This window comes from Arcobacter venerupis (assembly GCF_013201665.1).
Classification (GTDB): Bacteria; Campylobacterota; Campylobacteria; order Campylobacterales; family Arcobacteraceae; genus Aliarcobacter; species Aliarcobacter venerupis.
On the sequence record NZ_CP053840.1, the window covers coordinates 2,705,486 to 2,729,752 of the forward strand.

At 26.6% G+C, this 24,267-nt stretch carries 23 protein-coding genes; 11 read left to right on the top strand and 12 right to left on the bottom strand.

All coding sequences use genetic code 11. From position 1 onward, the window contains the following. Window positions 1-213: 213 nt before the first annotated feature. The 3 genes from AVENP_RS13440 to AVENP_RS13450 are packed head-to-tail and all read right to left on the bottom strand — an operon-like array spanning window position 214 to window position 2,597. Window positions 214-828: a type II secretion system protein gene (locus tag AVENP_RS13440; protein ID WP_128359890.1), complete on the bottom strand. Its 615-nt coding sequence runs from the start codon at window positions 826-828 to the stop codon at window positions 214-216. Further along, window positions 825-2,024 (bottom strand): glycosyltransferase family 39 protein, encoded by a 1,200-nt coding sequence (locus tag AVENP_RS13445; RefSeq protein ID WP_128359891.1) that lies wholly within the window; start codon window positions 2,022-2,024, stop codon window positions 825-827. The genes AVENP_RS13440 and AVENP_RS13445 overlap by 4 nt, the downstream gene beginning before the upstream one ends. Window positions 2,025-2,027: 3 nt before the next feature. Further along, on the bottom strand, window positions 2,028-2,597 hold the full coding sequence (locus AVENP_RS13450; RefSeq protein WP_128359892.1) for an aminodeoxychorismate/anthranilate synthase component II: 570 nt from the start codon (window positions 2,595-2,597) through the stop codon (window positions 2,028-2,030). A gap of 170 nt (window positions 2,598-2,767) precedes the next feature. Here AVENP_RS13450 and AVENP_RS13455 point away from each other — a divergent pair, with 170 nt between their 5' ends. From AVENP_RS13455 to AVENP_RS13470, 4 genes are all read left to right on the top strand, one after another. After that, window positions 2,768-3,775 (top strand): Fe(3+) ABC transporter substrate-binding protein, encoded by a 1,008-nt coding sequence (locus tag AVENP_RS13455; protein WP_128359893.1) that lies wholly within the window; start codon window positions 2,768-2,770, stop codon window positions 3,773-3,775. 119 nt (window positions 3,776-3,894) lie between these two features. Next, window positions 3,895-5,334, top strand: a complete 1,440-nt coding sequence (locus AVENP_RS13460; protein ID WP_228201904.1) for an ABC transporter permease — start codon at window positions 3,895-3,897, stop codon at window positions 5,332-5,334. Continuing rightward, entirely contained in the window at window positions 5,331-6,263 is a 933-nt protein-coding gene (locus AVENP_RS13465; RefSeq protein ID WP_128359895.1) for an ABC transporter ATP-binding protein, read from the top strand. Before AVENP_RS13460 ends, AVENP_RS13465 begins: the two co-directional genes overlap by 4 nt. 47 nt (window positions 6,264-6,310) lie before the next feature. Then, the gene (locus AVENP_RS13470) at window positions 6,311-8,575 is read left to right on the top strand and encodes a diguanylate cyclase (RefSeq protein ID WP_128359896.1); all 2,265 of its coding nucleotides are present in this window, start codon (window positions 6,311-6,313) and stop codon (window positions 8,573-8,575) included. On the opposite strand, the gene AVENP_RS13475 is transcribed toward AVENP_RS13470, so the two are convergent. Then, a complete protein-coding gene (locus AVENP_RS13475) occupies window positions 8,572-10,158 on the bottom strand; it encodes a nitrite/sulfite reductase (RefSeq protein ID WP_128359897.1) in 1,587 nt (528 codons plus the stop codon). The two genes, AVENP_RS13470 and AVENP_RS13475, sit on opposite strands and share 4 nt — an antisense overlap. A gap of 391 nt (window positions 10,159-10,549) precedes the next feature. Here AVENP_RS13475 and AVENP_RS13480 point away from each other — a divergent pair, with 391 nt between their 5' ends. The 7 genes from AVENP_RS13480 to AVENP_RS13510 all read left to right on the top strand — a co-directional run bounded on the left by AVENP_RS13480 (window position 10,550) and on the right by AVENP_RS13510 (window position 16,743). Next, the gene (locus tag AVENP_RS13480; protein ID WP_430385362.1) at window positions 10,550-11,617 is read left to right on the top strand and encodes a peptidase M42; all 1,068 of its coding nucleotides are present in this window, start codon (window positions 10,550-10,552) and stop codon (window positions 11,615-11,617) included. A 41-nt stretch (window positions 11,618-11,658) separates the two neighbouring features. Next, on the top strand, window positions 11,659-11,889 hold the full coding sequence (locus AVENP_RS13485) for a hypothetical protein (RefSeq protein WP_128359899.1): 231 nt from the start codon (window positions 11,659-11,661) through the stop codon (window positions 11,887-11,889). After that, on the top strand, window positions 11,873-12,277 hold the full coding sequence (locus AVENP_RS13490; protein ID WP_128359900.1) for an ester cyclase: 405 nt from the start codon (window positions 11,873-11,875) through the stop codon (window positions 12,275-12,277). The genes AVENP_RS13485 and AVENP_RS13490 overlap by 17 nt, the downstream gene beginning before the upstream one ends. Before the next feature lie 24 nt (window positions 12,278-12,301). Further along, window positions 12,302-13,012 carry a 2OG-Fe(II) oxygenase gene (locus tag AVENP_RS13495; protein WP_128359901.1) on the top strand — a complete coding sequence of 237 codons (711 nt, stop codon included), beginning with the start codon at window positions 12,302-12,304 and terminating at the stop codon, window positions 13,010-13,012. 52 nt (window positions 13,013-13,064) lie between these two features. Next, window positions 13,065-13,799: a phytanoyl-CoA dioxygenase family protein gene (locus AVENP_RS13500; protein WP_128359902.1), complete on the top strand. Its 735-nt coding sequence runs from the start codon at window positions 13,065-13,067 to the stop codon at window positions 13,797-13,799. Beyond that, window positions 13,792-15,903 carry a helix-hairpin-helix domain-containing protein gene (locus tag AVENP_RS13505; protein WP_128359903.1) on the top strand — a complete coding sequence of 704 codons (2,112 nt, stop codon included), beginning with the start codon at window positions 13,792-13,794 and terminating at the stop codon, window positions 15,901-15,903. Before AVENP_RS13500 ends, AVENP_RS13505 begins: the two co-directional genes overlap by 8 nt. Window positions 15,904-16,095: 192 nt before the next feature. After that, window positions 16,096-16,743 carry a hypothetical protein gene (locus AVENP_RS13510; protein WP_204514134.1) on the top strand — a complete coding sequence of 216 codons (648 nt, stop codon included), beginning with the start codon at window positions 16,096-16,098 and terminating at the stop codon, window positions 16,741-16,743. A 235-nt stretch (window positions 16,744-16,978) separates the two neighbouring features. Here AVENP_RS13510 and AVENP_RS13515 read toward each other — a convergent pair whose 3' ends face one another. The 8 genes from AVENP_RS13515 to AVENP_RS13550 all read right to left on the bottom strand — a co-directional run bounded on the left by AVENP_RS13515 (window position 16,979) and on the right by AVENP_RS13550 (window position 24,237). After that, window positions 16,979-19,042 (bottom strand): GGDEF and EAL domain-containing protein, encoded by a 2,064-nt coding sequence (locus AVENP_RS13515; RefSeq protein ID WP_128359904.1) that lies wholly within the window; start codon window positions 19,040-19,042, stop codon window positions 16,979-16,981. A 110-nt stretch (window positions 19,043-19,152) separates the two neighbouring features. Further along, the gene (locus tag AVENP_RS13520) at window positions 19,153-19,536 is read right to left on the bottom strand and encodes a RidA family protein (protein ID WP_128359905.1); all 384 of its coding nucleotides are present in this window, start codon (window positions 19,534-19,536) and stop codon (window positions 19,153-19,155) included. 93 nt (window positions 19,537-19,629) lie between these two features. Continuing rightward, window positions 19,630-20,406 carry an NUDIX hydrolase gene (locus AVENP_RS13525; RefSeq protein WP_128359906.1) on the bottom strand — a complete coding sequence of 259 codons (777 nt, stop codon included), beginning with the start codon at window positions 20,404-20,406 and terminating at the stop codon, window positions 19,630-19,632. A 30-nt stretch (window positions 20,407-20,436) separates the two neighbouring features. Then, the gene (locus tag AVENP_RS13530) at window positions 20,437-21,051 is read right to left on the bottom strand and encodes a LysE/ArgO family amino acid transporter (RefSeq protein ID WP_128359907.1); all 615 of its coding nucleotides are present in this window, start codon (window positions 21,049-21,051) and stop codon (window positions 20,437-20,439) included. Beyond that, on the bottom strand, window positions 21,044-21,679 hold the full coding sequence (locus AVENP_RS13535) for a MarC family protein (protein ID WP_128359908.1): 636 nt from the start codon (window positions 21,677-21,679) through the stop codon (window positions 21,044-21,046). The genes AVENP_RS13530 and AVENP_RS13535 overlap by 8 nt, the downstream gene beginning before the upstream one ends. Continuing rightward, window positions 21,679-22,647 (bottom strand): amino acid ABC transporter permease, encoded by a 969-nt coding sequence (locus AVENP_RS13540; protein WP_128359909.1) that lies wholly within the window; start codon window positions 22,645-22,647, stop codon window positions 21,679-21,681. The genes AVENP_RS13535 and AVENP_RS13540 overlap by 1 nt, the downstream gene beginning before the upstream one ends. Before the next feature lie 3 nt (window positions 22,648-22,650). Next, complete coding sequence (locus AVENP_RS13545) at window positions 22,651-23,493, bottom strand: transporter substrate-binding domain-containing protein (protein WP_128359910.1); 843 nt, start codon at window positions 23,491-23,493, stop codon at window positions 22,651-22,653. A gap of 15 nt (window positions 23,494-23,508) precedes the next feature. Further along, window positions 23,509-24,237, bottom strand: coding sequence for an amino acid ABC transporter ATP-binding protein (locus tag AVENP_RS13550; protein WP_128359986.1), 729 nt, complete (start codon window positions 24,235-24,237; stop codon window positions 23,509-23,511). Window positions 24,238-24,267: the final 30 nt, after the last annotated feature.

The following is a 24,267-nucleotide window of genomic DNA, read 5'->3' on the forward strand; positions in this document are numbered from 1 at the left end:
ATCATCCAGTTTCGATTACAACGCTTTCTATCATTCTTTCGTTTGATGCGCTTCAGTCAAATTGGACGGGAATTATAATAGATTCTTTTTTCTTTGTCAAGGGGTTTTTCCGCAAATTTGCAAATTTATTGACTATTCTCTGCTCTTTTGCTCTTTTACTATCTTTCTCTTGGCTTTTTATACCCTCTTGTGTTTATTTTCTTTAGTTATACTCTATTTTACATATCCAGTTTTTGGGAAAAGTACTAATTCAGTACTTTCCCCATCTCTTGATATAAATTTTATATTACAAGGCTCAGTAATTTCATATTCAAGAGATTCATTTTCGTATGCACTTAATTTTGAATATACTTTTCCATCACTTCCAAATGAGAGTTGTCCTAAAGATGTTGTTTCATTACAAGACATTTGTACATCTGTTATTCCAAAAGCTTTTGTTAATAAAACATATTTACTATTTGAAATATTTTCTTTACAATAATTTGAGCTATATATATTTTTACCACTTAATGGATCTTTTAAACTATCCTCAACACTTGGATGACCTGTTTTATTTTTATCACTATATATAGAGTAATATATTCCATCTTCATAATCTCTACATCTGAAAAATTTCAATGTCCATCTTTTTTTATACCATAAAGAATCATCTAAATCATATTTATCATCTATTAATGCTACGTATCTTATATATGATAGATATAAAGATATTCGATTTGAAAATTCATCTAAGTAATTGATTTTATTTTTGGGAAGAAAAATTGTATATAAAAAAACTATTAAGGTAATAACCAATATTAATTCTAATATAGAAAATGATTTTTTCATTTTATTTTTATTAGATAAGCAACGAAAAGTTCTTTTCCATAATATTTAATACTTATCCTTTGACTTGGATAATTATAATTTTTTAGTGTTAAAAAATAATCATCACCTTTATCTATTTTATAAAATTTTAACCTTAAAGCCAATTCTTGATCATCAGTTGTTACTGCTGTAATTCCTCTTTTAGATAATTCTTGTGCTAATTCTTTTACAAAATGGTATTCATAAACAAAGTGTTTACTTGGATTTGGAAGAATTAAATACAAAGGCTTATTTATAAATGTCAAAATTACATTAATTGACAACATAAATATAACTAATCCAGCCAATATATTATATTTAGTTCTAAACTCTTTTAATCTAACTCTATATGCATGAAAAAATGTTTTTAACATAAACGGTAAGAATATTACCACATAAGGTGCAAAATCTTCTATATATGCTCTTTGTCTAAAAGAGACTGCCAAAGATAAAAGTAATGCAGTTATTGAAATGTACCAAGTCAAATTTTTTTCTTTTTTTATCCATGCTCTATATATTGTGTATAAGAAATACAAAAAAAGAAAGGGTGAAAATACTGTTGCGTATATTGCAAAAGTATCAACTAAAAATCCTCGAGGTTTTCCTCCTGTTGGGAATCCATATATATACATAGATATAGAAAATAGTATTAATGAAATATATAAAAGTTTTGTATCTTTGTTTTTTAACGAATAAAAAAATAATGCTAAATACAAAATAGCAAATGAGTTATCAATAAATAGAAATATAAATAATAACAGATATGAGTGTTTATTGTATTTTTGATAGTAATACAAATACAATAAAGTACAAAAGATTATTATTATTGCACTATTTACCAATAATGAAGCACTAAGAAAACCTGGAAGAATCATAAATATTAGAATGGATATATATCTGTCTTTTTCATATCTGAAATAATTTTCAGTAATTTTATACATAAGTAATGCAGAAAAGATATAAAACAAAATAAATGGCAATCGTAATGCTATATCATTTTGTCCAAAAATGTAAATAGATATATTTGTAATCAAAGATAAAATTGAAGTATTCACAAATACATTCAAAGCTTCTTTGTATGAAATACTAAGAGAATTACTTGCTTTAAACAACAATATAAATGTTAAAAATAGTAGTGATAAATAAAAATAGTATTTATATTTGTTGTTTGTTATCATTTTTTATAATTTTAAGAAATTATCTATAATTTTATATCCGTGCTCACTCATAATTGACTCAGGGTGAAACTGCACTCCATAAATTTGTTTTCCTTTTATCTCTAAAGACATAATTTCATCATCATCTTCGCTATATGAAGTAACAACAATATCTTCTGGCAAATTATCTTTTTCAACTATTAATGAATGGTATCTAGTTTGTATAAACTCTTTAGGTAAATCTTTAAAAATTTCTGTATCTTCTACAACTTTAATTAAAGAAGTTTTCCCATGCATCATATTTTTAGCTCTTACTACATTTCCACCAAAAACTTGCCCTATTGCTTGATGTCCTAAACAAATACCAAAAATTGGTTTTTTACCAGCGAAATGTTTAATTACCTCTAAACAAACTCCTGCATCATCTGGTGTTGCTGGGCCTGGAGAAATGATAATTTTTTGTGGATTTAAATCTTCTATTTGCTTTAAAGTTAGTTCATCATTTCTTATAATCTTTAAATCTGCCCCTAATTCTAGGCAATATTGAACTATATTATATGTAAAAGAATCATAGTTATCAATCATTAAAATCATATATATTATTTCCTTTTTTTTAAGTTTGCTATTATAACAATAATAAAATTTGTTTATCTTAAAAATCATTTCTGTTTAATATGATAATCATTCTTAATATTAAGAATCATTAAAGAAAAAAAGTATTACTATACAACAATTAAATTTTGTATAAAACAAAAAGGAATGTTATGATAAAAAAGTTAGCATGTGGAGCAATTATTTTAGCCTCTTCATTATTTGCTTCTAATGAAGTAAATGTATATTCTCAAAGACACTATGATTCAGATAAAATCTTATATAAACAATTTGAAAAAGAAACAGGGATAAAAGTAAATGCTGTTACTGCAAAAGCTGAAGAACTTGTAGCAAAACTTGCAATTGAAGGAGCGAATACTCCTGCTGATGTACTAATAACAGCAGATATTGGAAATTTATATCAAGCAAAACAAAGAAAATTATTACAACCAATTGAGTCAAAAATATTAAATGAAAATATCCCTGAAAACTTAAGAGATAATGATAATAATTGGTTTGCACTGACAAAAAGAGCTAGAGTTTTTGTTTATAATCCACAAAAGGTTAATCCTGCTGATTTAGGTGATTATTTTAGTCTTACTCAAGAAAAATTCAAAGGAAGAGTAGTTACAAGATCATCAACAGCTGCTTATAATAAATCTTTACTAGCTTCAATTATTGCACATTATGGAGAAGATAAAGCTTTAGAATTTTCAAAAGGCTTAGTTAATAATTTTCCATATAGTCCAAAGGGTGCTGACAAAGATCAAATTGTAGCAGTTGGAGCTGGTGATGCTGATATAGCAATCGTAAATACTTACTATTTAGGGGTTATGCTAAATAGTAAAAACAAAAAAGATCTTGAAATTGCAAAAAGTTTAAAAATATTTTTCCCAGCACAAGAAACAACTGGAACTCACATGAATATTTCAGGAGCTGGAGTTACATACTATGCAAAAAATAAAGATAATGCTATTAAATTTATTGAATTTCTGAGTTCTGTAGAAGCACAAGAAATCTTTGCAGAAGCAAATCAAGAATTTCCTGCTAATCCAAAAGCTAAATCTTCAGAAATTGTAAGTTCTTGGGGAACATTTAAAGAAGATAAAATTCAATTAAATGAAGTTGGAAAATATACTAAAGAGGCTGTAGAAATAGCTACAAAAGCAAATTGGAAGTAAATAAATCGAAATATTTCATAGCTCCACTTATTGGGCTATGTATATCGCTACCTATATTAACACTACTGTTTTACTTTATAATCAAAGGAAACTTTGATTTTGGTTTTTTATTCAGTGAAATGTTAGCTGGATATATCACTAATACAACAATATTAGTAGCTGGGACTTTTTTTGTTGTTGTAATATTAGGAACAGTAAGCTCATATTTAAGTGCCAGATTTGAATATACTGGTGATAAAATCTTTTCAATATTATTTGTACTTCCCCTTGCCTATCCTGCTTATCTTTTAGGTTACACTTATGTCGGTTTTTTTGAATATAGAGGTGTTTTATCTGAAATTTTAGGTAATGTAGAGGCAAGATATGACATTTTAAATATGTCTGGTGCTATATTTATTTTTGGAATTGCTATGTTTCCTTATGTTTATATCCTAGCAAAAGTGTCATTTGGCTCTATTTCATCAACAGTTGGAGAACTAATTTCTTTACATAAAATAAATCCTATAAAAGCTTTTTTTACCGTATATCTACCATTAGCTTATCCAGCTATTTTTGCAGGAAGTATTTTAGCTGTTATGGAAACATTAAGTGATTATGGAACAGTTTTATATTTTGGTATTGAAACTTTCAGTGTAGGAATTTTTAAAAGCTGGTTTGGATATGGGGATTTAATGCAATCTATAAATGTAGCAATCATTTTACTTGTATTTGTATTTGCAATATTATGGACAGAGAGTTTAATTAGAAAAAAATATAAATTTGTTAGTTCAACTTTTAGTGGAAAAAAATCTTCAAAAATAAAGTTAACAGGTAAATACAATTTAATTGCATTTTTTATCTCATTTTTTATTACAACCATTACACTTTTAATTCCAACTTTTGTGTTGATTTATTGGTTTATCTCTGATTTTGATTCTTTAGATTTTGATACTTTAGATTATTTTTACCATACAATTAGTTTAAATATCTTTTCATCAATAATTATAATTTTATTATCTTTTTTTGTTGTCTATATGCTTAGATTCTATCCAAGTAAAATTGGCTACTTTACTCATAAATTGTCAATGTTAGGATATTCAATTCCAGGAGCTGTTGTGGGAGTTGGATTATTATTAATAAGTAGTTTTGTTGATACAGCACTTGGACATGTGCTTATGGGAGGAACTTTTTTCCTTTTAATTTTTGCTTATACAACTAGATATTTTACCTCAAGTATTGGCTCTATTGAAAATGGTTTTAGTAAGATTGATACAAGTATAGATGATGCAACAAAAATATTTGGGAAAAGTGAATCAAACAATATTTTTAAAGTATATTTGCCTTTAATGAAACCTTATATTATAAGTGGTTTTTTAATTCTTTATATAGATATAGCAAAAGAATTACCAGCAACTTTAATATTAAGACCATTTAATTTTGATACTTTAGCTATAAGAATTTATGAATTAGCTAGTAATGAGTTACTTTATAAAATTGGTTTTCCAGGACTCATCCTTGTTGGAACAACGGCAATTGCTGTTATATTACTTAATTCAAAATTTACGAGAAAAAAAATATGAAAAAAATTGTACAAATTAAAAATCTTAAGAAAGTATTTTGTAAAGGCAATATTTGTGTTGCAAATGATATTAACTTATTTATAAATGAAGGTGAAATTTTTACAATACTTGGTAAAAGTGGAAGTGGAAAAACAACTTTTTTAAGAATGATTGCAGGTCTTGAGATACCAGATAGTGGTGAAATTATAATTGATGATAAAGAAGTTTTTTCAAAAAACAACAATCTTCAACCAAAAGATAGAGGAGTTGCAGTTGTATTTCAAAACTATGCATTACTTCCACATTTAAGTATTGCTTCAAATATTACCTTTGGAAGTAAAGCTTCAAAAGCTGATTTGGAAGATGTTTTAGAAAAAACAAAACTAAAAGGTCAAGAAAATAAATTTCCTCATGAATTAAGTGGAGGTCAACAACAAAGGGTTGCCCTTGCTAGAGCTATTATTACAAAACCAAAAATTTTACTTTTAGATGAACCTTTAAGTAATATTGATACAGAATTAAGAGCTCATTTAAGAGTTGAACTAAAAGAGATGATAAAATCTTTTGGAATAACTGCTTTATTTATAACCCATGATAAAGAAGATGCTTTTTATCTATCAGATAGAATTGCCATTATGAATGGTGGAGATATTTTACAAGTTGGAACTGCAAAAAATATTTATCATAATCCTGTAGATTTATATTGTGCAAATTTTTTAGGAAAAATCACAGAAATCTCCCAAAATAATTATGTAAGGCCAGAACATATTTTTATTACTCCAAATGGTAGATTCAATGCAATTATTAAAAGTATAGTTTTTTATGGTAGTTTTTATGAAATAATCCTAAAAACGGAGAAAACTGAACTACTAATTCACAGTTTTGATGATAATTTAGAAATTGGACAAAATGTTAAATATGACTTTAGTGGTGAAATTCTAAACTTTTAAATTATTATTACAATATTATTTTTATATATAATGTTGTAGAATAATGAATGATCTTAAAAAAATTACTTTTATTATTTTTACTACTTGTTACAAGCTTAAATGCACAATCAAATGATAAAGTTACTCTTTATTTAGATTGGTTAAATCAATTCCAGTTTGCTGGGTATTATATAGCTAAAGAAAAAGGCTACTATAAAGCAATTGGGATAGATATTAACATTAAAGAATTTGATATAGATACAAATATTTTAAAAAATGTAATGGAAAATACAGCAACTTTTGGAGTTGGAAAATCATCTTTAATTATTGATAAATTTAATGGAAATGATTTAATATTGTTATCTAGTATTTATCAAGCTTCACCTTTAGTACTTATAAGTTTAAAAGATTCAAATATTAATAATCCAAAAGATTTAATAAATAAAAATGTAATGATTACAGATGATGCGATTAGTTCAGCTAGTATTAATTCAATGATTATTTCTCAAGGGGTAAAACTAAATGATATTACAATTCAAAAACACTCTTTTAATATAAATGATTTAATAAATAAAAAAACTGATGCTATGGCTTGTTTTCTTTCAAATGAGCCATATTTTTTAGAAAAAAATAATATTCAATATAATATATTAAATCCACATAATTACAATTTTGATTTTTATGAAGGTATTCTTTATACTTCTCAAAAAGAGTTATTAACTAATCCTACACGTGTTCAAAACTTTAATAATGCTTCATTAAAAGGCTGGAGATATGCTTTTAATAATGTAGAAGAGACTGCAAAATTAATTTATGAGAAATATAATACTCAAAATAAAAGCTTAGATTCTTTAATTTATGAAGGATTTGCATTAAGAAAATTATCTGGAATTGATGAAGGTAAATTAGGAAAAATTGATTCACAAACAATTGATGAAATTAAAAGGTTTAATAGTTTTTTAGGATTAAATAAACAGAATACTACATTTGATACTAACTCAATTATATTAGATAAAATGAACATTCTTTTAAGTGAAGAAGATAGTAAATATTTAGAAAATAATAATTTTACTCTTTACGTTGAAGATAATAGAATTCCTTTCTCGTTTAAATTAACAAATCAATTAAAAGGTATTGAAATTGATTTTTGGAATTTGATTTCACAAAAGTTATCAAAGCCTTTAAATATTGAAGAAACAATAAATAACCAAATATTTACTATTTTCTCAAATTCAATAAAAGCAAAATTTATTTATAGTTTTGAGAAGAAAAACACTCCTGGTTACTTATTAACAGATCCTGTTGCTCAAGTTCCTATTGCAGTTGTTACTAAAAATGATAAAAATTTTATTACTAATTTATCAACTCTTAGAAATATCAAAATTGGTGTAATTAATAATTTAGAAATAATTTCAACTTTACAAAAAGAGTATCCAAAAATAAATTTTATTGGAATTGATTCTATTGATATAGCATTGATGAAATTGCAAAGAAATGAAATATTTGCATTAATAGACAATATGTATACAATTTCTCACAAAATAAATAAAAATAATCTAAATAATATAAAAATCAATACTTTACTTAATCACAAACTAAATTTATATTTGCAAAGTGAAGAAAAAAATAGATTATTTATAAATATTCTAAATAGTGCAATTAATAGATTTTCACAAGATGATAAAAACAATATTTTAAATAACTACCAATTTATTTTTTATCCAAAAACTATTGACATATACTTTATAGCTAAAATTATTATCCCATTTATTTTATTATTGATAATTTTTATATATTTTAATTTTAAACTGAAAAAAGAGATAGAAAAAAGAAAAGAGATAGAAAAACAATTATCAGAATTAGCTAATAAAGATGGATTAACTAATATATATAATAGAAGAAGAATTGAAGAACTTTGTGAACTAGAATTAATAAGAAATAAAAGATATAAAACAGATCTTTCTATTATATTTTTTGATATTAATGATTTCAAAGATATAAATGATAATTTAGGTCATCATTTGGGAGATGAAGTTCTAATCAAAATCGCAGGGGTAATAAATAAAAATATTAGAAATAGTGATTTTATTGGTCGATGGGGTGGAGATGAATTTTTGCTCATCCTGCCTCAAACAACTTTAACACAAACTAAAAATATTGTTTATAATTTAGAAAAGTTATTAAGTGAAATTGATTTTACTAACTCTATAAAAGTAACTTGTAGTTTTGGAATAGCAAACTATGAAGAAGGTGATACATTAGATTCACTACTTAAAAAAGCAGATGAATCTATGTATACACAAAAAGCTAACCATAAAAAGTTTAAGAATTAATCATCTTGTTCTACAGCACCAGCTGGTTGTAAAGCTGCTAAATAATCTTTAAATCTTTTTTGACCTAAATTATCAGCTTTATAATCATTTATTAATTGTCCAACATAATCAACTAATCCTGTTGCTGGAACTTTTACTCCAACTTTTCTAGCAAGTCTACTATTTGTTGTTCCCTCTAGATTTCCTCCTAAAAGAACTTCGTAACCCTCAACTCTTTCACCATTATGTCTAATCATTCCACCAACAAATCCAATATCAGAAATTTGAGGATGAGAACATCCATTTCCACAACCTGAAATTGCCATTGTTACATCTTCTTTAAAATCTGGGAATCTATTTTCAAGTTCAACTAAGAATTTTTTAGCAAACTCTTTAGTTTCTGTAATACCAAATTTACAGAACTCTTTTCCTGTACATGATTGTAATCTTGCTCTAAATGGAGTTGGAATATATGGATAACCTAAATTAGCAAATTCATCTGCTAGATTCTGAGCTACCTCATCTTTTACACCATAAACAATAAAGTTTTGAGTAGCTGTGATTGTAATTCCACCTGCATTGTATTTTTTACAAATATCATACATTGCTTGGAAATCTTCACCTGCAACTCTTCCAGAGTTTGTAGCAAATCCAACATAAGACTCGCCATCTTGTTTTGCTTTATTGATTCCAAAATGGTTTCTATTTTCAGATGAAGTAATTTTTGGTTCAACTAGTCCTTCTTGTAAAGAGTAACCAATTACTTTTTCAATTTCTGCAACAAATTTTTCAATTCCCCAGTCATTTAATAAGTGTCTTACTCTTGCTTTATTTCTGTTATCTCTATTACCATTGTCTCTAAATATTTCTGCACAAGCAACAGCTACATCTTGAACTTGTTCAGGTTTTACATATCTGTTTGCACGAGTAGCTATTTGTTTAGATTTTGATAAACCACCACCAATAGTTAAATCAAATAATACTTCACCCATTTCAGTTTTAAAAGCAGTAAATGCAACATCTTGAATTTCATGTGAAGCACAATGACAAGCACATCCACTAATACCTATTTTATATTTTCTAGGAAAATTACAAAATCTATCATCGTTTTTGTCAAAATATGTATCTACATTTTTTACAAGTTCTCTTGCATCAAAGATTTCATCCTTATCAATTCCACCAACGGGACATGTCATAATTGGTCTTGGTCCATCACCTGATGCCATTCTTGAAGTTAATCCAACAGATTCTAATAATTTAAAAATCTCTGGCATATCTTTAATTTGAATATAGTGAAATTGAACATTTTGTCTATTTGTAAAGTCAACTAATCCTTGCGCATAATCTTGACCGATTTTTGCCATAACTTTTAATTGCTCTAAATTCATACTTGTATCTACAAGTTTAATTCTTTTCATAAAATATTTTTTATCTTCTCTTCCATCACTATTAATATGAGGATACATTCCGTACCATTTTAAAAGTCCAATATACTCTTCTTTTAAAGGTACACCTTCTAATGCTTCTTTATATATATCATCAATAACTCTTAAAGGATTTCTTGAAGCTTTTAACTGCTCTAGCGCTGATAACTCTTTTGCCATCTTTTTCTCCTATTTTTAAAGTTTTTTTTATCTTTAAATATCTTTCTTTTTCAAAATTATATCTTATTTTTATAAAAAATAAATAAATTTAATCCTGATTAAAAAAGTAGAGATTAAAAATCCTTGATTTTTGATTTTTTCTGTATTTAAATTATTGAAAATTAATCTGAAACAATTTATTCATCTAATAAAAATTCCCATTTCTAGGCACTTATTAAGAGAAAAATAATTTTAAGATTTCTTTCAGGAAATTTCTTTTTTTTATGGTTTATAATTACAGCATAGAATAAGAATTAAATCACAAAGTATTTAATCTAGCTTCCTACAGCCTTATTCTATCTAAAATTTCCAGGAGAATAAATTGGATAGTTCATATACAAATGAACCCGTAATGAATTTTGTACATTTCCTCGACTTATTAAAACAATTGATAAGAGTTCCATCAGTAACTGGTGCTGAGCACTCATTTTTATTGTATTTAAAAAGAGAGCTTGAAGAAATAGGTATACAAACTCAATATTATGATGGTTTATTAGTTGCGCAAGGTAAAAATCCTACAAAAGGAATGCTTAGTGCACACATTGATAGACATGGCGTTATTTGTACAGGCCCAAATGAATTCCAATTTGCTGCCTTTCTTGCAAAAAATCGTTCTGATTTAAGAGGAAACTCATTATCTGAACAAACTTATCAGTTAATTGCAAAAAGATATATAAATCAACAAGTACAAGCTTATGAACCTTGGAGTGGAGGTTATTTAGGAATTGGTAAAATTACTAATGCTTTCATGTGTGAAGAAGTTAATAACTTGATTTTTGAAATTGAGGGTTTATCTCACTTGCAACCAGGAACACCGATTGCATTTAGCGATAGACTCAACATTGAAGATGATTTAATTTCAGCTCAACTTGACAATGTTATTAGTGCAGCAATTATTATCTATTTATACCAAAATGGATTTCAAGGAACTGCATTTTTTACAGCACAAGAAGAAGCTGGAAAATCTTGGAGATATGTTTATGAGTGGTTTAGAAAAAATAAAGTTACTACAAATGAACTATTAGTTTTAGATACAAGTCCTTATGATACAAGAATTGAAGCTGAAGTTCAACAAGTAGTTTTAAGAAATAGAGATGCAAATGCACGATTTAAATCTCCTGTTTTAAAACAATTAAAAAACTTCTGCCATAAAAATCGAATTGATTTTTCATGTAAAGATACTTATATTCAAGAAAAAAATAAGATAAGAAAAGAAAAAAATTTACCTTTACTTACTCTTGGAAGTACAGAACTTGGAAGAATTGTAATGGAATCTCGTGGGTCGATTCAAGGATCAACTTTACAAATACCAACAACAGGTTATCATACAGTCGAGGAGACAGCTTCTATAAAGTCTGTTAAAACAATTTTATATATGTTAAGCAGTTTATATATTGATAAAAAGCCTAATATAAAGTAATTTAAAATCAAAAATATATATTAATTAGAGGAATTAAAATTATGGATTTAGCGATTATTTATGAATTAAGAGCAAACAATGTTAGTGAAGAGCACATTGAATTAATCATGGATAGAGTAAAAAATAGATTGACAGAAGAAAATATTGACAAAGAACTTCAAAAGCTTGGTTATGCAAAAATGTTTACTGTAGATTATGATGAATATGATAACTATGATTTTGACGATGATTATAGTTCAAGCCACAAGGGAAATCATGAAGAAATTGACTAATAAAGAGTTAGTAAAATTATATTATAACGAATTATGGAATAAGCAAAATAAAGATTATATTGATATTTTATTTGATGATGAAATAACATTCCATGGTTCTTTAGATATTTCAGTTGTAGGAAAAAAAGAGTTCGAAAAGTATATGGACACAATGCATATTGCTATTCCAAACCTTTTTCATAGTATTATTACTATGGTTTGTGAAGATGAAAATATTGCTGTAAAAGCTTTATATAATGGTCGACATACTGGTAAATTATTTGATTATGAACCAACTAACAATAAAATTGTTTATAATGGAGCATCTTTTTTTAAATTTAAAGATGGGAAAATTGTAGATATTTGGGTACTTGGTGATTTAAAAAATCTTACTAAGCAACTTTCATAAACATATGTTTATGAAAGGCGGTAAATGACACAAATTAGCAATAATATATATTGTGCTGATTTCTTAATTACATTTGATATTGAAACTAAATTATTACCTAACCCTTATTATGACTATCCTTATTTGATTATTGACAATTTTCTAAGTATTCATGACTGTGATGAAATTAATAAACAAATCAAAGAAGACGATGATTATCAAAAAGCACAAATAAAAACTACAGATATATTAATATCAGCGCAAACAAATGAAGAGATTAGAAAAACAAATATCTATTCATTAAGTGAAAAATATTTAGATGTGTATACAAATAGATTTTTAGAACATCAAGCCCTAATAGAAGATTATTTTAAAATAGCACTTACAACATCAACTGAAGTACAAGTTTTAGAATATCTAAAAGACTCATTTTATACTATGCATAGTGATGATTCAAGTATGTTATACAAAGATGAACAATTAATAGGTTTTCTTCCCGTTGCAAAACAAAGAAAAATATCAACTGTTTTATTTACAACATCATATGATGAGAATATTAGTGATAATACCTTTACTGGTGGTGAGCTTTTATTTAACTTTTTATGTGATAAAGATGCAAATGAAGTAAAAGTAAAACCAAAAGCTGGAACTATGTTAGTATTCTTAAGTAATCCATTTTTTACCCATGAAGTTTTAAAAGTAAATCAAGGAAGAAGAATAAGTTTAGTTCAATGGCATAATGCACTTATCAATTAAAAAAAAGTTTTTTTTACTATAATTACACAAAATATCAATATTAAGAGATAATATGAAATTAGATGAAAACCAACTAAAAGAGTTCAATGAAAATGGATTTTTAATCCTAAGAAATTTTGCAGATTCAGCACTTTGTGATGAGATTTTAGAAAAAGCTAAAATCCATCTTGAAAATAAAACTGCACCTATTGAAACTGAACAAGAGTATATGCACTTAAACAAAGACAAAATAACTGTAAGAAGATTAAGACAAGTATATGATAGAGAAGAAGTTTTTCAAAAATGGATGACAAATGAGAAAATTAGACCCATTTTAAAACAAGTTTTAAATGATACACCTGTTTTAACTTTAGCTCATCATAACTCTATTATGACAAAGTTACCACACGAAAGTACTAGAACTTTTTGGCACCAAGATAGACGTTATTGGAATTTTGAAAATAATGATTTAGTTTCTGTTTGGTTAGCTTTAGGCGATGAATATTTAGATAATGGACTTTTAGAGTTTATACCAGCTTCTCATAAACTAAATTTAGAAAAAGATCAATTTGATGAAGTGAGCAATTTCAAAGATGAACATCCAAAAAATCTTGAAATCATAAAAAATAAAGTTCATGCAAATTTACAAAAAGGTGATGTTGTATTATTTCACTGTAAAACTCTTCACCATGCAAGTAAAAACAATAGTGACAAAGCAAAAATCTCTTTTGTTTACACGGTTAGAGCAGCTTCAAATAAACCTTTAAACAACACAAGAAGTGATTTTAAAGAGGTAATTCTTGACTGATAATTTAATAGCACTTTTAGAAGAAAAAACCTCATTTTCTAAAGGTGTTATCCAAAACATACTAAAACTTTTAGAAGATGGTTGTACTATTCCTTTTATTGCTCGATATAGAAAAGATTTAACTTCAAATGCTACAGATGAACAACTTCGTGATTTTGAAGACATATATAATTATTCACTAAAACTTCTAACTAGAAAAGAAGAGATAATTTGCATTTTAAAAGAGAGAAACTTTTTAGATGAAAAAATTAAAACTCACATAAATAGTGCTACAACTTTGCAAATGTTAGAAGATATTTATGCACCTTTTAAAGATAAAAAATCATCAAGAACATCAACAGCTATTGAAAATGGACTTGAACCACTAGCAAATATTATTCAATCAATGAAATACTCACTTGATGAGATAAACCAAAAAGCAAAACAGTTTATAAATAAAGAAGTTACAACTGTTCAAGATGCAATAAATGGAGCTAGTGATATTATCGCTCAAAGATATGCCGATGATTTTAGAACAAAAGAAGTGATTAGAAGTATCGTTTTAAACTATGGAATTTTAGAAACTAAAAAAACAAAAACATTTAATGAAAATGGTGTTTATATTAGTGTTGCAAATATAAGTGAAAAAGTAAAATATATAAAATCACATAGATTTCTAGCAATAAATAGAGCTGTAAATGAAAAAGAACTAACAGTAAAAATCGAAGTTGATGAAAACTATATTTTAGAAAATATAAAAAAATATAAAATTCCTTCAAGTGCATCAAGCTCAAAAGAGTTAGTTTTTGAAGCCTACAAAGATGGACTAAAAAGATTACTTCTTCCAAGTTTAAAAAGAGAAGCATTAAGTGAACTAAAAGAGAAAGCTTCAAGTGAAGCAATCACACTTTTTGGAAAAAATCTAAAAGAGCTACTTCTTACTCCTCCACTTGTAAATCAAGTAATTTTAGGAATGGATCCTGGTTATGTGAGTGGTTGTAAATTAGCAGTAATTGATGAAAATGGAAACTATCTTGCTTCAAATGTGATTTATCCAACCAAACCAAAAGAGGATTTTCTAAACTCTTCAAAAATAGTTTTAGAGCTAATAAAAAAATACAAAATCAACTCTATTGCTATTGGAAATGGAACAGCTTCACAAGAGACAGCAGCATTTATATCAAAATTGATAAATGAAAATAACTTAGATATAAAATACGCAGTTGTAAGTGAAATAGGAGCAAGTGTTTATTCAGCTTCAAAAATAGCTATGATGGAGTATCCAAATCTTGACGTTACAATAAGAGGTGCAATCTCAATAGCCCAAAGACTTCGTGACCCAATGGCAGCTTTAGTAAAAATCGACCCAAAATCACTAGGAATTGGACAATATCAACACGATGTGAATCAAAAAGAGCTTGGAGCAAAACTTGAAAATGTAACAGTAGATTTAGTAAATAAAGTAGGAGTTGATATAAACTCAGCTTCATATAAACTGCTTTCATTTATCTCAGGAATTTCTGAAAAACTAGCTCTTAATATAATAGAACACAAAGAAAAAATCAAAAACTTTAAAACAAAATCAGAACTTCTAAAAGTAAAGGGAATCGGTGCAAAAGCTTACGAACAATCAGTTGGATTTTTAAGAATCAAAGATGGAAAAAGTATCCTAGATAATACAGCAATTCATCCAGAAAACTACGATGTTGTAGAAAAACTTCAAAAGAAATACAAAATAGAAGAGATAAAAGATAATCAAATTGAAGAAATTTCAAAAGAACTAAACTGCCCTATTTTACTTCTAAAAGATATAATCGCCGAACTTCTAAAACCAGGCTACGATGTGAGAAGTGAATTTGATACAGTAGAGTTTTCAAAAGATATAAAAACAATAGAAGACTTAAAAGAAGGATTTATAATAAGTGGAGTTGTAAGAAACATCACAGACTTCGGAGCTTTTGTGGATATTGGTCTAAAAAATGATGGATTAATCCATATCTCACAAATCAGCGAAAAAAGAATCTCCCATCCAATGGATGTTTTAAGTATAAATCAACAGTTGAAAAATATTAAAGTTATTAGTATTGATTTGGAGAAACAGAGGGTTGGGTTGAGTTTGAAGTAATTATTTAAGAATTATTTCAATACTATAATAATTATAATGAAAAGGAACATAGATGCAAACATGTTTTATAATTCAGCCATTTGATAATGGACAATTTGATAAAAGATACAAAGATACAAAGATACAATTGAACCTGCCATCAAAAATTTAGGATTAACCCCATATAGAGTTGATGAAGATCACAGCACTATCGTGCCTATAGAAAATATTGAAAAAGGGATTAGAGATTCTGTAATTTGTTTAGCTGATATAAGTGAAGATAATCCAAATGTCTGGTATGAACTAGGGTATGCATTTTCTGCAAATAAACAAGTTATACTTATCTGCTCTAAAGAAAGAGATAAATTTCCATTTGATATTAGACATAGAACAATTATCAGATATTCAAAAGATTCTATGCGAGATTTTACAGAACTCCAAGAAAAAATTGAGAAAAAAGTTAAAGCACTTTTAGAAAAACAAGAGACTTATTCTAAAATCTCATCAGATAGTATCGCTAAGGTTGAAGGATTATCACAACATGAGTTAATTACAATTGTTTCTATAGTAGAAAACTTAGATGAACCAAATGGTAATGTAGCGGCATATAGTATAAAACAAGATGTAGAAAACAGTGGTTTTACAAAAATGGCTTGTGTTCTTGGATTACAAAGTTTAGAAAAAAAAAGATTTATTCTATATACACCATATCAAGATTATAATGGAAATGAATATTTTGCTTATCAACTTACAGAATTAGGTTGGAATTGGATTAATAAAAATCAAGATAAATTCGAAATGAAAAAAACTCAGGTTACAAATCAAATAGTAGATTTTGATGAAAATGAAATACCGTTTTAAAAAGTGAGCATTTCCAAAATAGCGTAAAGAAAAATTTATATAAATTCGTAAAGAAATTTGAACTGTTTGAGACGGAGGAACGGAGTCGAGTTTTCTCAAAGAGAGTGCAAGCACAGCAAATTTTAGAATTTCTATAAATTTTTTAGCTATTTTGAAACCAGCGAACGCTTTTCTTTTGTTTCTTTTCTTTACTAAAAAGAAAAGAAAAAAGCATCCTTACTCAGAAATCTTCGAATTAAACCAAATGCTCAGGTTCATGGAACAAATAACCTTGTGAAAAATCTATTCCCAAAGACTCAACAATATCTTGAACCTCTTGACAGTGAACATACTCAGCAACAGTCTTGATATTAAGTACCTTTGCAAAGTTTACAATAGTTGAAACTGTTAATCTAACATTATCATTCACATGAATATTTTTAATCAAAGAACCATCTATTTTTAGAAAATCTACATTTAATTTTATAATATATTCAAAATTCGAATATCCTGTTCCAAAATCATCAATTGCAACTAAACAACCAAGTGCTTTTGCTTTTCTAATAAAATCTCCAACCTCTTCAAATTTCTCAATACCCTCTGACTCTACTATTTCTAGAATAACTCTATTTGCAAGATTTGATTCCATTAATTTTGAAAATAAGAAGTTTACAGTTTTTTCATTTTTTATATCTTCTATCATCAAATTTATAGAAAAAATTGCATCTTTATCTTTGAAATATTCACAAGATTTTTCAATCATTTTATTTGTCATCATAGAATAAAGTCTTGCTTTTTTTGCATGTTCTAAAAATACAAAAGGTGACAAAATTTTACCATCAGGAAGTTGCATCCTCATTAATGTTTCATATTTTATCTCGTTAGTTTTATTATTTATAATTTTTTGTCCATACATTAAAATATTATCTTCTTTTAATGCTTGTTTTATATCTTTTGTTAACTGAATGTTTTTCTTTAATTCTCTATAAATAGGCATATCTTCATCAAAAACTCCAATATCTATATTTATTTTTTTTGCCCAGAAAAGTGCAATTTCTGCATGAGTTAGTAATTTATCATTAGTATCTGCAATTCCTATTGTAAATGAAATATCAAAACTATAATCATCAATAATAAAATTTTCCCTATCACACAAAGTAATAATATTCATACATGTTTTACGTAGTTCTTCTATTTTAAAATTTCCAGAAGCCATAAATGCAAATATATCTCCTGAAATTCTATAAATATTTAGATTTGTACTTTTAAATGTCATCAACCTTTTTGCAAATCTTTTTAATATTTCATCTCCAATTTCTATACCATAAGAGTTGTTTATATCTTTAAATCTATCAATATTTATAATTGCAAGTTTTGGATTTATTGAATTTTTTAAGTCATTTAAGAGTTTTTGTCTATTTGGCAAAGACGTTAATTCATCTGTAAATTGTTCATAAATTAATTCATCTTTTTCGAATAAAGAAGTAATATCATTTCTTATTGCAATATATTCAGTAATTTCATTATTCTTATCTAAAAGTGGAATAATAGTTGAATTTACATAATATGCTTGATTATTCTTTTTCTTATTTTTTATAATACCTTTAAATACTTTTTTATTATTTATTGTTTGCCATAAGTGTTTAAAGAAATCTTTTTGTGTATCTGGATGTCTAATAATATTGTGATTCGCTCCGATTAATTCTTCTTTTTTATATCCTGAAATTTCACAAAAATTATCATTTACATAAGTAATGATTCCTTTTAAATCTGTTTTAGAAACTATTGAACTTTCATCAAGAGCTTTTTTATAACCTTCTAATAATATTAAAGATTCAAGTAAATTTTCATTATCTTTATTTGATAATAAAATTTCATTTATTTTTTGAATATATTCATCTTTTTGCTCAACAATTTGTTTTTGTTTAATTAAATCTTTTTCAATATTTCTTGTAGTTTCTAAATTTTTTAATTTGCTTACTAAAACCTCTCTGTCGTCGATAAGAACTTTTTTTAAATTAATTTCTACTAAAAAAATTTTTCCATCTGTAGATTTAGAAACCCACTCAAATGTATGCTCACCATTTTTATAACAAAGAGCTAACATTCTCTTAGCTTTTTTAGATGATAGTTCACCATCAGGTTGATATTCAGGAGATAATTGAAAAGGATGATATAAAAAAAGTTCGTTTTTTGATTTTATTTTAAAAAGAGATAATGCCGATAAATTGGCGTTAATATAATTTTGACCTTCTAACAAAAAGATTGGTTCTGAGACATTTTTGAAAATCTCTTCATAATAAGAATTGTCACGATACATTAAAACCTACCAATGTTAAAAGATATTTTCTTGTATAGTACAAAATTTTATTATTTATGTCAACAGCTTATTTTTAAAATTATTATTTAAATTAAAAACTAGGGAAAATCCTAGTTTTTAAAAGCAATTGTATCAACTTCAACTAAAACATTTTTAGGTAAAGTTTTCACAGCAACTGTTGATCTTGCAGGTGCAGTTTCACCTTTGAAATATTGAGCATAAATTTCATTGAAAGCTACAAAGTTATCCATGTCTGATAAATAACACGTAGTTTTTAAAACATTTTCAAAAGAGCTTCCTGCTTCTTCTAAAACTGCTTTTAGATTGTCCATAACTTGTTTTGTCTGCTCTTGAACTCCACCTTCAACTATTTCCATAGTTTGTGGATTTAATGCAATTTGTCCAGATGTAAAAATTAATTTATCAAATGCTGTTGCTTGATTATATGGTCCGATTGCGCTTGGTGCTTTTGGTGTTGAAATAATAGTTTTCATTTTAATCCTTTTGTAGCTTGTTGTTAAACTCTCTTCGAAAAAATCCAAAGACTTTAAGTCCAAAGCTTTTAATTTTTTGTATTATACAAACTTCTAACTTTCTATTGGGAAAAATAGTTCGAAATCTTTTTTAATATGACAAAGAACTTCTTGATTCGCTCTTTTTAAACCTTTAAAATTTATTGCTGCTAAAACTATTGCCTTTGAATAATCAGAAACATTTATATCATCTAAATAACTATCCACATCCATCCATTTTGCATCAATTATTTCTTGAGTATCATTTATATTTATTTCTAAACTTTTTGGAATTGCTGTACATAATATATATAAATTTGATTTATAAAATTGGTGGGGATAAAAATGCCCTAGAGAGACTATAGACTCAAACTCAACATCTATTCCTGTTTCTTCTAAAACTTCTCTTTTAAGTGCACTTGAAATCATCTCACGGTTATCAATGTGCCCACCTGGAAGTTTATATCCAACAGTTGATATTCTCTCTTTGATTACTAATAATTCATTTTTATCATTTATGACAACAGCTCCCACACCTAAAGTATGATTTGAAGCTGTTGGGATTATGGCATTTTCTTTTAGTGCTTTTACAAGTAAAATATAATCTTCATCACAAGAGTGAAAAATAAATCCTTTTTTTGTAGCAATTGGAATAAAGTCTGATTTTTTTATATCTATATAAATCCAAATTAAAAATCTTTTATTTTCAACTTCATTAATTAAAAAATCAAGGTTTAACTCAAACTCTTCTTTTGATTGTGGTAAATCTATACTATTAATTGTTATTCCATTATATGGATCAAGAATTGTTTTAAAGCAACCAATATTTTCTAAACTTGTATTATTGTTCATTATTATTCCCTTTTCGTGAAATAATTATAACTAATAAACTATCAAATCTTTTAAAGAGTAAGCAATAAACAACATCAAAAAACCAATACTAATATCAAGTAGTTTCCAAGTAATAGGCTTTTTAAATAGTGGAATTAAAAATCTAGCTCCAAAGCCTAATGAAAAAAACCATATAGCAGAAGCACTTACCGCACCTAATAAAAAATAGATTTTCAAGCCATTTTCAATATTTGCACCAATTCCACCAATTAGTAAAATTGTGTCCAAATAAGTGTGTGGGTTTAAAAAAGTAAAAACTAGAATTAGAGTTATAACTTGTTTTATTGGATTTGTTTTAACATTTCCATCTATTTGTAAACTCTCATTTTTTAAAGCAGATTTAAAAGATAGTATTGCATATACACATAAAAAAACTATTCCGATAATTGCAATAATATTTATTAAAAGTTGATTACCTTGAATAAAATATCCTAACCCAAAAACACCAAGACTAATTAGAATAAAATCAAATAAAATACATAAACTAACAGCCAATAAAACATACTGTTTTAAAAGTCCTAGTTTTAGTATATAAGCATTTTGAGCACCTATAGCAACTATCAAAGAAATAGTTACTATAAAGCCTTTTAAGTATATATCAAGCACCTAAATAACTTTTTGATAAGGCAACGATTCCACCAATTATAAATTGCACTGCAATTGCTCCAACAATTAATCCCATCAATTTTGTAATAATATTTTGTCCAGTAAGACCTAAATATTTTTTAATATAAATTGAGTTTCTAAGTATCAAATAAAATACTAAAGCATTTAAACAAAAAGCAACGGAAATAGACAATAAATCTAATGCACTCTGAGCTTGATGTTTAAAAATTACAATAGTTGTAAATAATCCAGTACCAAAAGCAATTGGAATTCCAATTGGGATTACTGATAATTCTTCATTATTTTTATCATCAGCTGAATCTTTTGAAGTTTTCTTTTCAACTGAACCATTTACCATAGAAATAGCCATTAAAATTAGAATAATTCCACCCATAACTTTTAATGAGTTTTCATCTATTCCAAAAAGTTTTAAAACCAAATCTCCACTAATTATTACCACAAAAAAAGCTACTAAAATCGTAATAGTAGCTTTATATGCAACAGTATTCATTTGTGTTTTTGTAATATTTGTACTAAGTATTGACAAAGCAATTGCACTTATTCCAATTGGGTCTAAAATTGCGAAAAAAGTAATTGATTGTTGTAAAAAAGCAGAAAGGTTATCCACTAACTCATTCCACCTTTTGAAGCCATTTTTTTCTCTATAATATGTCCAATATAACTCATACTTGAAGTAATAGTTAAATAAACTAACGCAACTACTATCCACGTTTCAAATGGTGAGAAAGTATTTGCAACAATCTCTTTACCAACTTTTGTTAAATCTGTAATTGAAATAACTGAAACTAAAGAAGAATCTTTCACTAAAGCAATCATTTCTCCTACAAGTGTAGGTAAAGCTCGTTTGAAAGCTTGTGGTAAAATGATATATCTCATAGCTTGAAAATTTGAAATCCCTAAAGATTTAGAAGCTTCAAGTTGACCTTTGTCTATTGATTGAATTGCACCTCTTAAAACCTCAGCAACATAAGCACCAAAGAATATTCCAAGAGCTAAAACCCCTGCTACAAATCTATCTAATTCAAATATATTTGCAACTATAAAATAAAATAAAAATATCTGAACAAGTAAAGGTGTTCCTCTAACAATTGTAATATAAACTGTTGCAATATCTTTTAAAAATTGATAACTTGATAACCTCATTAAAGAGACTATTATTCCAATAAAAAGAGTTAAGATAGCAGCAAAAAAAGATATTTTTAAAGTAACCCAAAGTCCATTTAAAACAGGACCTGTTTTACTTATTGATTTTTTAGCAATAGTATCACCCTCATAAACATCTTCTCCAACATTGTAAGAAAATTTATAAGTATCATCTAAAGCTAACTGAGTTTTATCTTTATTATTTTGTATATAATAAATACCATTTTCAAGTACAAGTTTCCCATCTACAGATGCTTCAACTGCTTTTGTTTCAGTATATACAAAATAATCAGGAATAGAATTCCATTTCCATACATAATTCATATTTGATGCAGCAATATATAAGAAATATCCTACAACTACATAAAACATTAGGGCAATTAGATGCCCTAAGTTTTTATTTTGTGCTAATGATTGATGCTTTTTTGACATATATTATTGAACTCTTTTTAGCCAAGTAGTATCAACTAACCATTTATTATATAACTCATTTGAGAAGTCAACAACTTTGTCTTCTTGACATTGTCTTAAGAAATTATTTAACCAATTTAAGAAATCTGGATCACCTTTTCTAATAGCCCATGCTAATGGTTCATAAGTTAATGCTTTATCTAAATGAACTAATTTATCTTTACCTTTATCAGCCATAAACAAAAGATTGTATGGTTGGTCATAAACAAAAGCATCGGCATTATTATTTAAAACTTCACTAACAGCATCTGCTTCAGTTTCAAATGTAACAATTTTTGCATTTTTATAGAATTTTTTAATTGCAATTTCTGCTGATGTTCCAAGTTTTGTCACAATTGTATATCCAGATTTATCCAACTCTTGTGCAGTTTTAATTTTACCTTCTAATGATTTATTCATAAGAACAGTTTGCCCTACAACTAAATATGGATTTGCAAAATTTACTTCTAAATTTCTTTGTTGAGTAACAGTCATACCAGATATGATAATATCGTATTTATCAGTTATTAAACCAGCGATAATTCCATCCCACGCAGTTGGAACTAATGTTAATTTAACACCTAATTCTTTAGCCATTTTTTTAGCCATATCAACATCATAACCTATAACTTCACCTTTTTTATCTTTCATTTCAAAAGGCATATAACCTGGTTCTAAACCAACTCTTAATTCACCTTTTTGAACAATCTTATTCAAAGTTGAATTTTTCCATAAATCTAAATCAGCAGCAAACATATTTAATGATGCAAATGCTAAAACCAACATAACTAGCTTTTTACCTGTGTGCAGGATTCCATTTTTTCTCATAATTTTTATCTCCTTTTAATGTGTTAAAATTTCATTTAAGAACTTTTTAGCTCTTTCACTTTTTGGATTATTAAAGAATTCCATAGGACTATTTTCTTCAATAATCACACCATGATCCATAAATACAATTCTATCCCCTACTTCTTTTGCAAATCCCATTTCATGAGTTACACAAACTATTGTAAAATTTTCTTGGGCTAAATCTTTCATAACAGAAAGTACATCTCCGATTGTTTCAGGATCAAGTGCAGATGTTGGTTCATCAAAAAGTATTATTTTTGGTTTCATGGCTAAAGATCTTGCAATTGCAACTCTTTGTTTTTGACCACCACTTAAATCAGCTGGATAAGCATTTGCTTTATCTGATAATTTTACTTTTTTAAGTAATTCCATAGCTACATCTTTAGCAATTTTTTTATCCATATTTTTTACTAAAGTTGGAGCTATTGTAATATTTTCTAAAATTGTAAGATGTGGGAAAAGATTAAAGTGTTGAAATACCATTCCTACTTCACTTCGTATTTCTTGAAGATTCTTTTTACTTCCATGAATATCAATTGAATCAACAATTATATCACCATCATCAATATCTTCCAATCCATTTATACACCTAATTAGCGTAGATTTACCTGAACCACTAGGCCCACAAACTACTACTATTTCACCTTTTTTTACAGTAAAATTAATATTTTTTAATACATGAAAATCATCATAAAATTTATTAATATTTACCATCGAAATTATGTTGTCTGACATCAATACTCTTTTTTTATT

Bases quoted from the DNA above. Each gene is read 5' to 3' on its own strand.
- AVENP_RS13500 (WP_128359902.1), top strand. From the start codon at position 13,065: ATGAAATTAGATGAAAACCAACTAAAAGAGTTCAATGAAAATGGATTT.
- AVENP_RS13485 (WP_128359899.1), top strand. From the start codon at position 11,659: ATGGATTTAGCGATTATTTATGAATTAAGAGCAAACAATGTTAGTGAA.
- AVENP_RS13465 (WP_128359895.1), top strand. From the start codon at position 5,331: ATGAAAAAAATTGTACAAATTAAAAATCTTAAGAAAGTATTTTGTAAA.
- AVENP_RS13480 (WP_430385362.1), top strand. From the start codon at position 10,550: ATGAATTTTGTACATTTCCTCGACTTATTAAAACAATTGATAAGAGTT.
- AVENP_RS13540 (WP_128359909.1), bottom strand. From the start codon at position 22,647: ATGTCAAAAAAGCATCAATCATTAGCACAAAATAAAAACTTAGGGCAT.
- AVENP_RS13460 (WP_228201904.1), top strand. From the start codon at position 3,895: ATGTTAGCTGGATATATCACTAATACAACAATATTAGTAGCTGGGACT.
- AVENP_RS13490 (WP_128359900.1), top strand. From the start codon at position 11,873: ATGAAGAAATTGACTAATAAAGAGTTAGTAAAATTATATTATAACGAA.
- AVENP_RS13520 (WP_128359905.1), bottom strand. From the start codon at position 19,536: ATGAAAACTATTATTTCAACACCAAAAGCACCAAGCGCAATCGGACCA.
- AVENP_RS13525 (WP_128359906.1), bottom strand. From the start codon at position 20,406: ATGAACAATAATACAAGTTTAGAAAATATTGGTTGCTTTAAAACAATT.
- AVENP_RS13470 (WP_128359896.1), top strand. From the start codon at position 6,311: ATGATCTTAAAAAAATTACTTTTATTATTTTTACTACTTGTTACAAGC.
- AVENP_RS13515 (WP_128359904.1), bottom strand. From the start codon at position 19,042: ATGTATCGTGACAATTCTTATTATGAAGAGATTTTCAAAAATGTCTCA.
- AVENP_RS13440 (WP_128359890.1), bottom strand. From the start codon at position 828: ATGAAAAAATCATTTTCTATATTAGAATTAATATTGGTTATTACCTTA.
- AVENP_RS13545 (WP_128359910.1), bottom strand. From the start codon at position 23,493: ATGAGAAAAAATGGAATCCTGCACACAGGTAAAAAGCTAGTTATGTTG.
- AVENP_RS13455 (WP_128359893.1), top strand. From the start codon at position 2,768: ATGATAAAAAAGTTAGCATGTGGAGCAATTATTTTAGCCTCTTCATTA.
- AVENP_RS13450 (WP_128359892.1), bottom strand. From the start codon at position 2,597: ATGATTTTAATGATTGATAACTATGATTCTTTTACATATAATATAGTT.
- AVENP_RS13445 (WP_128359891.1), bottom strand. From the start codon at position 2,024: ATGATAACAAACAACAAATATAAATACTATTTTTATTTATCACTACTA.
- AVENP_RS13475 (WP_128359897.1), bottom strand. From the start codon at position 10,158: ATGGCAAAAGAGTTATCAGCGCTAGAGCAGTTAAAAGCTTCAAGAAAT.
- AVENP_RS13495 (WP_128359901.1), top strand. From the start codon at position 12,302: ATGACACAAATTAGCAATAATATATATTGTGCTGATTTCTTAATTACA.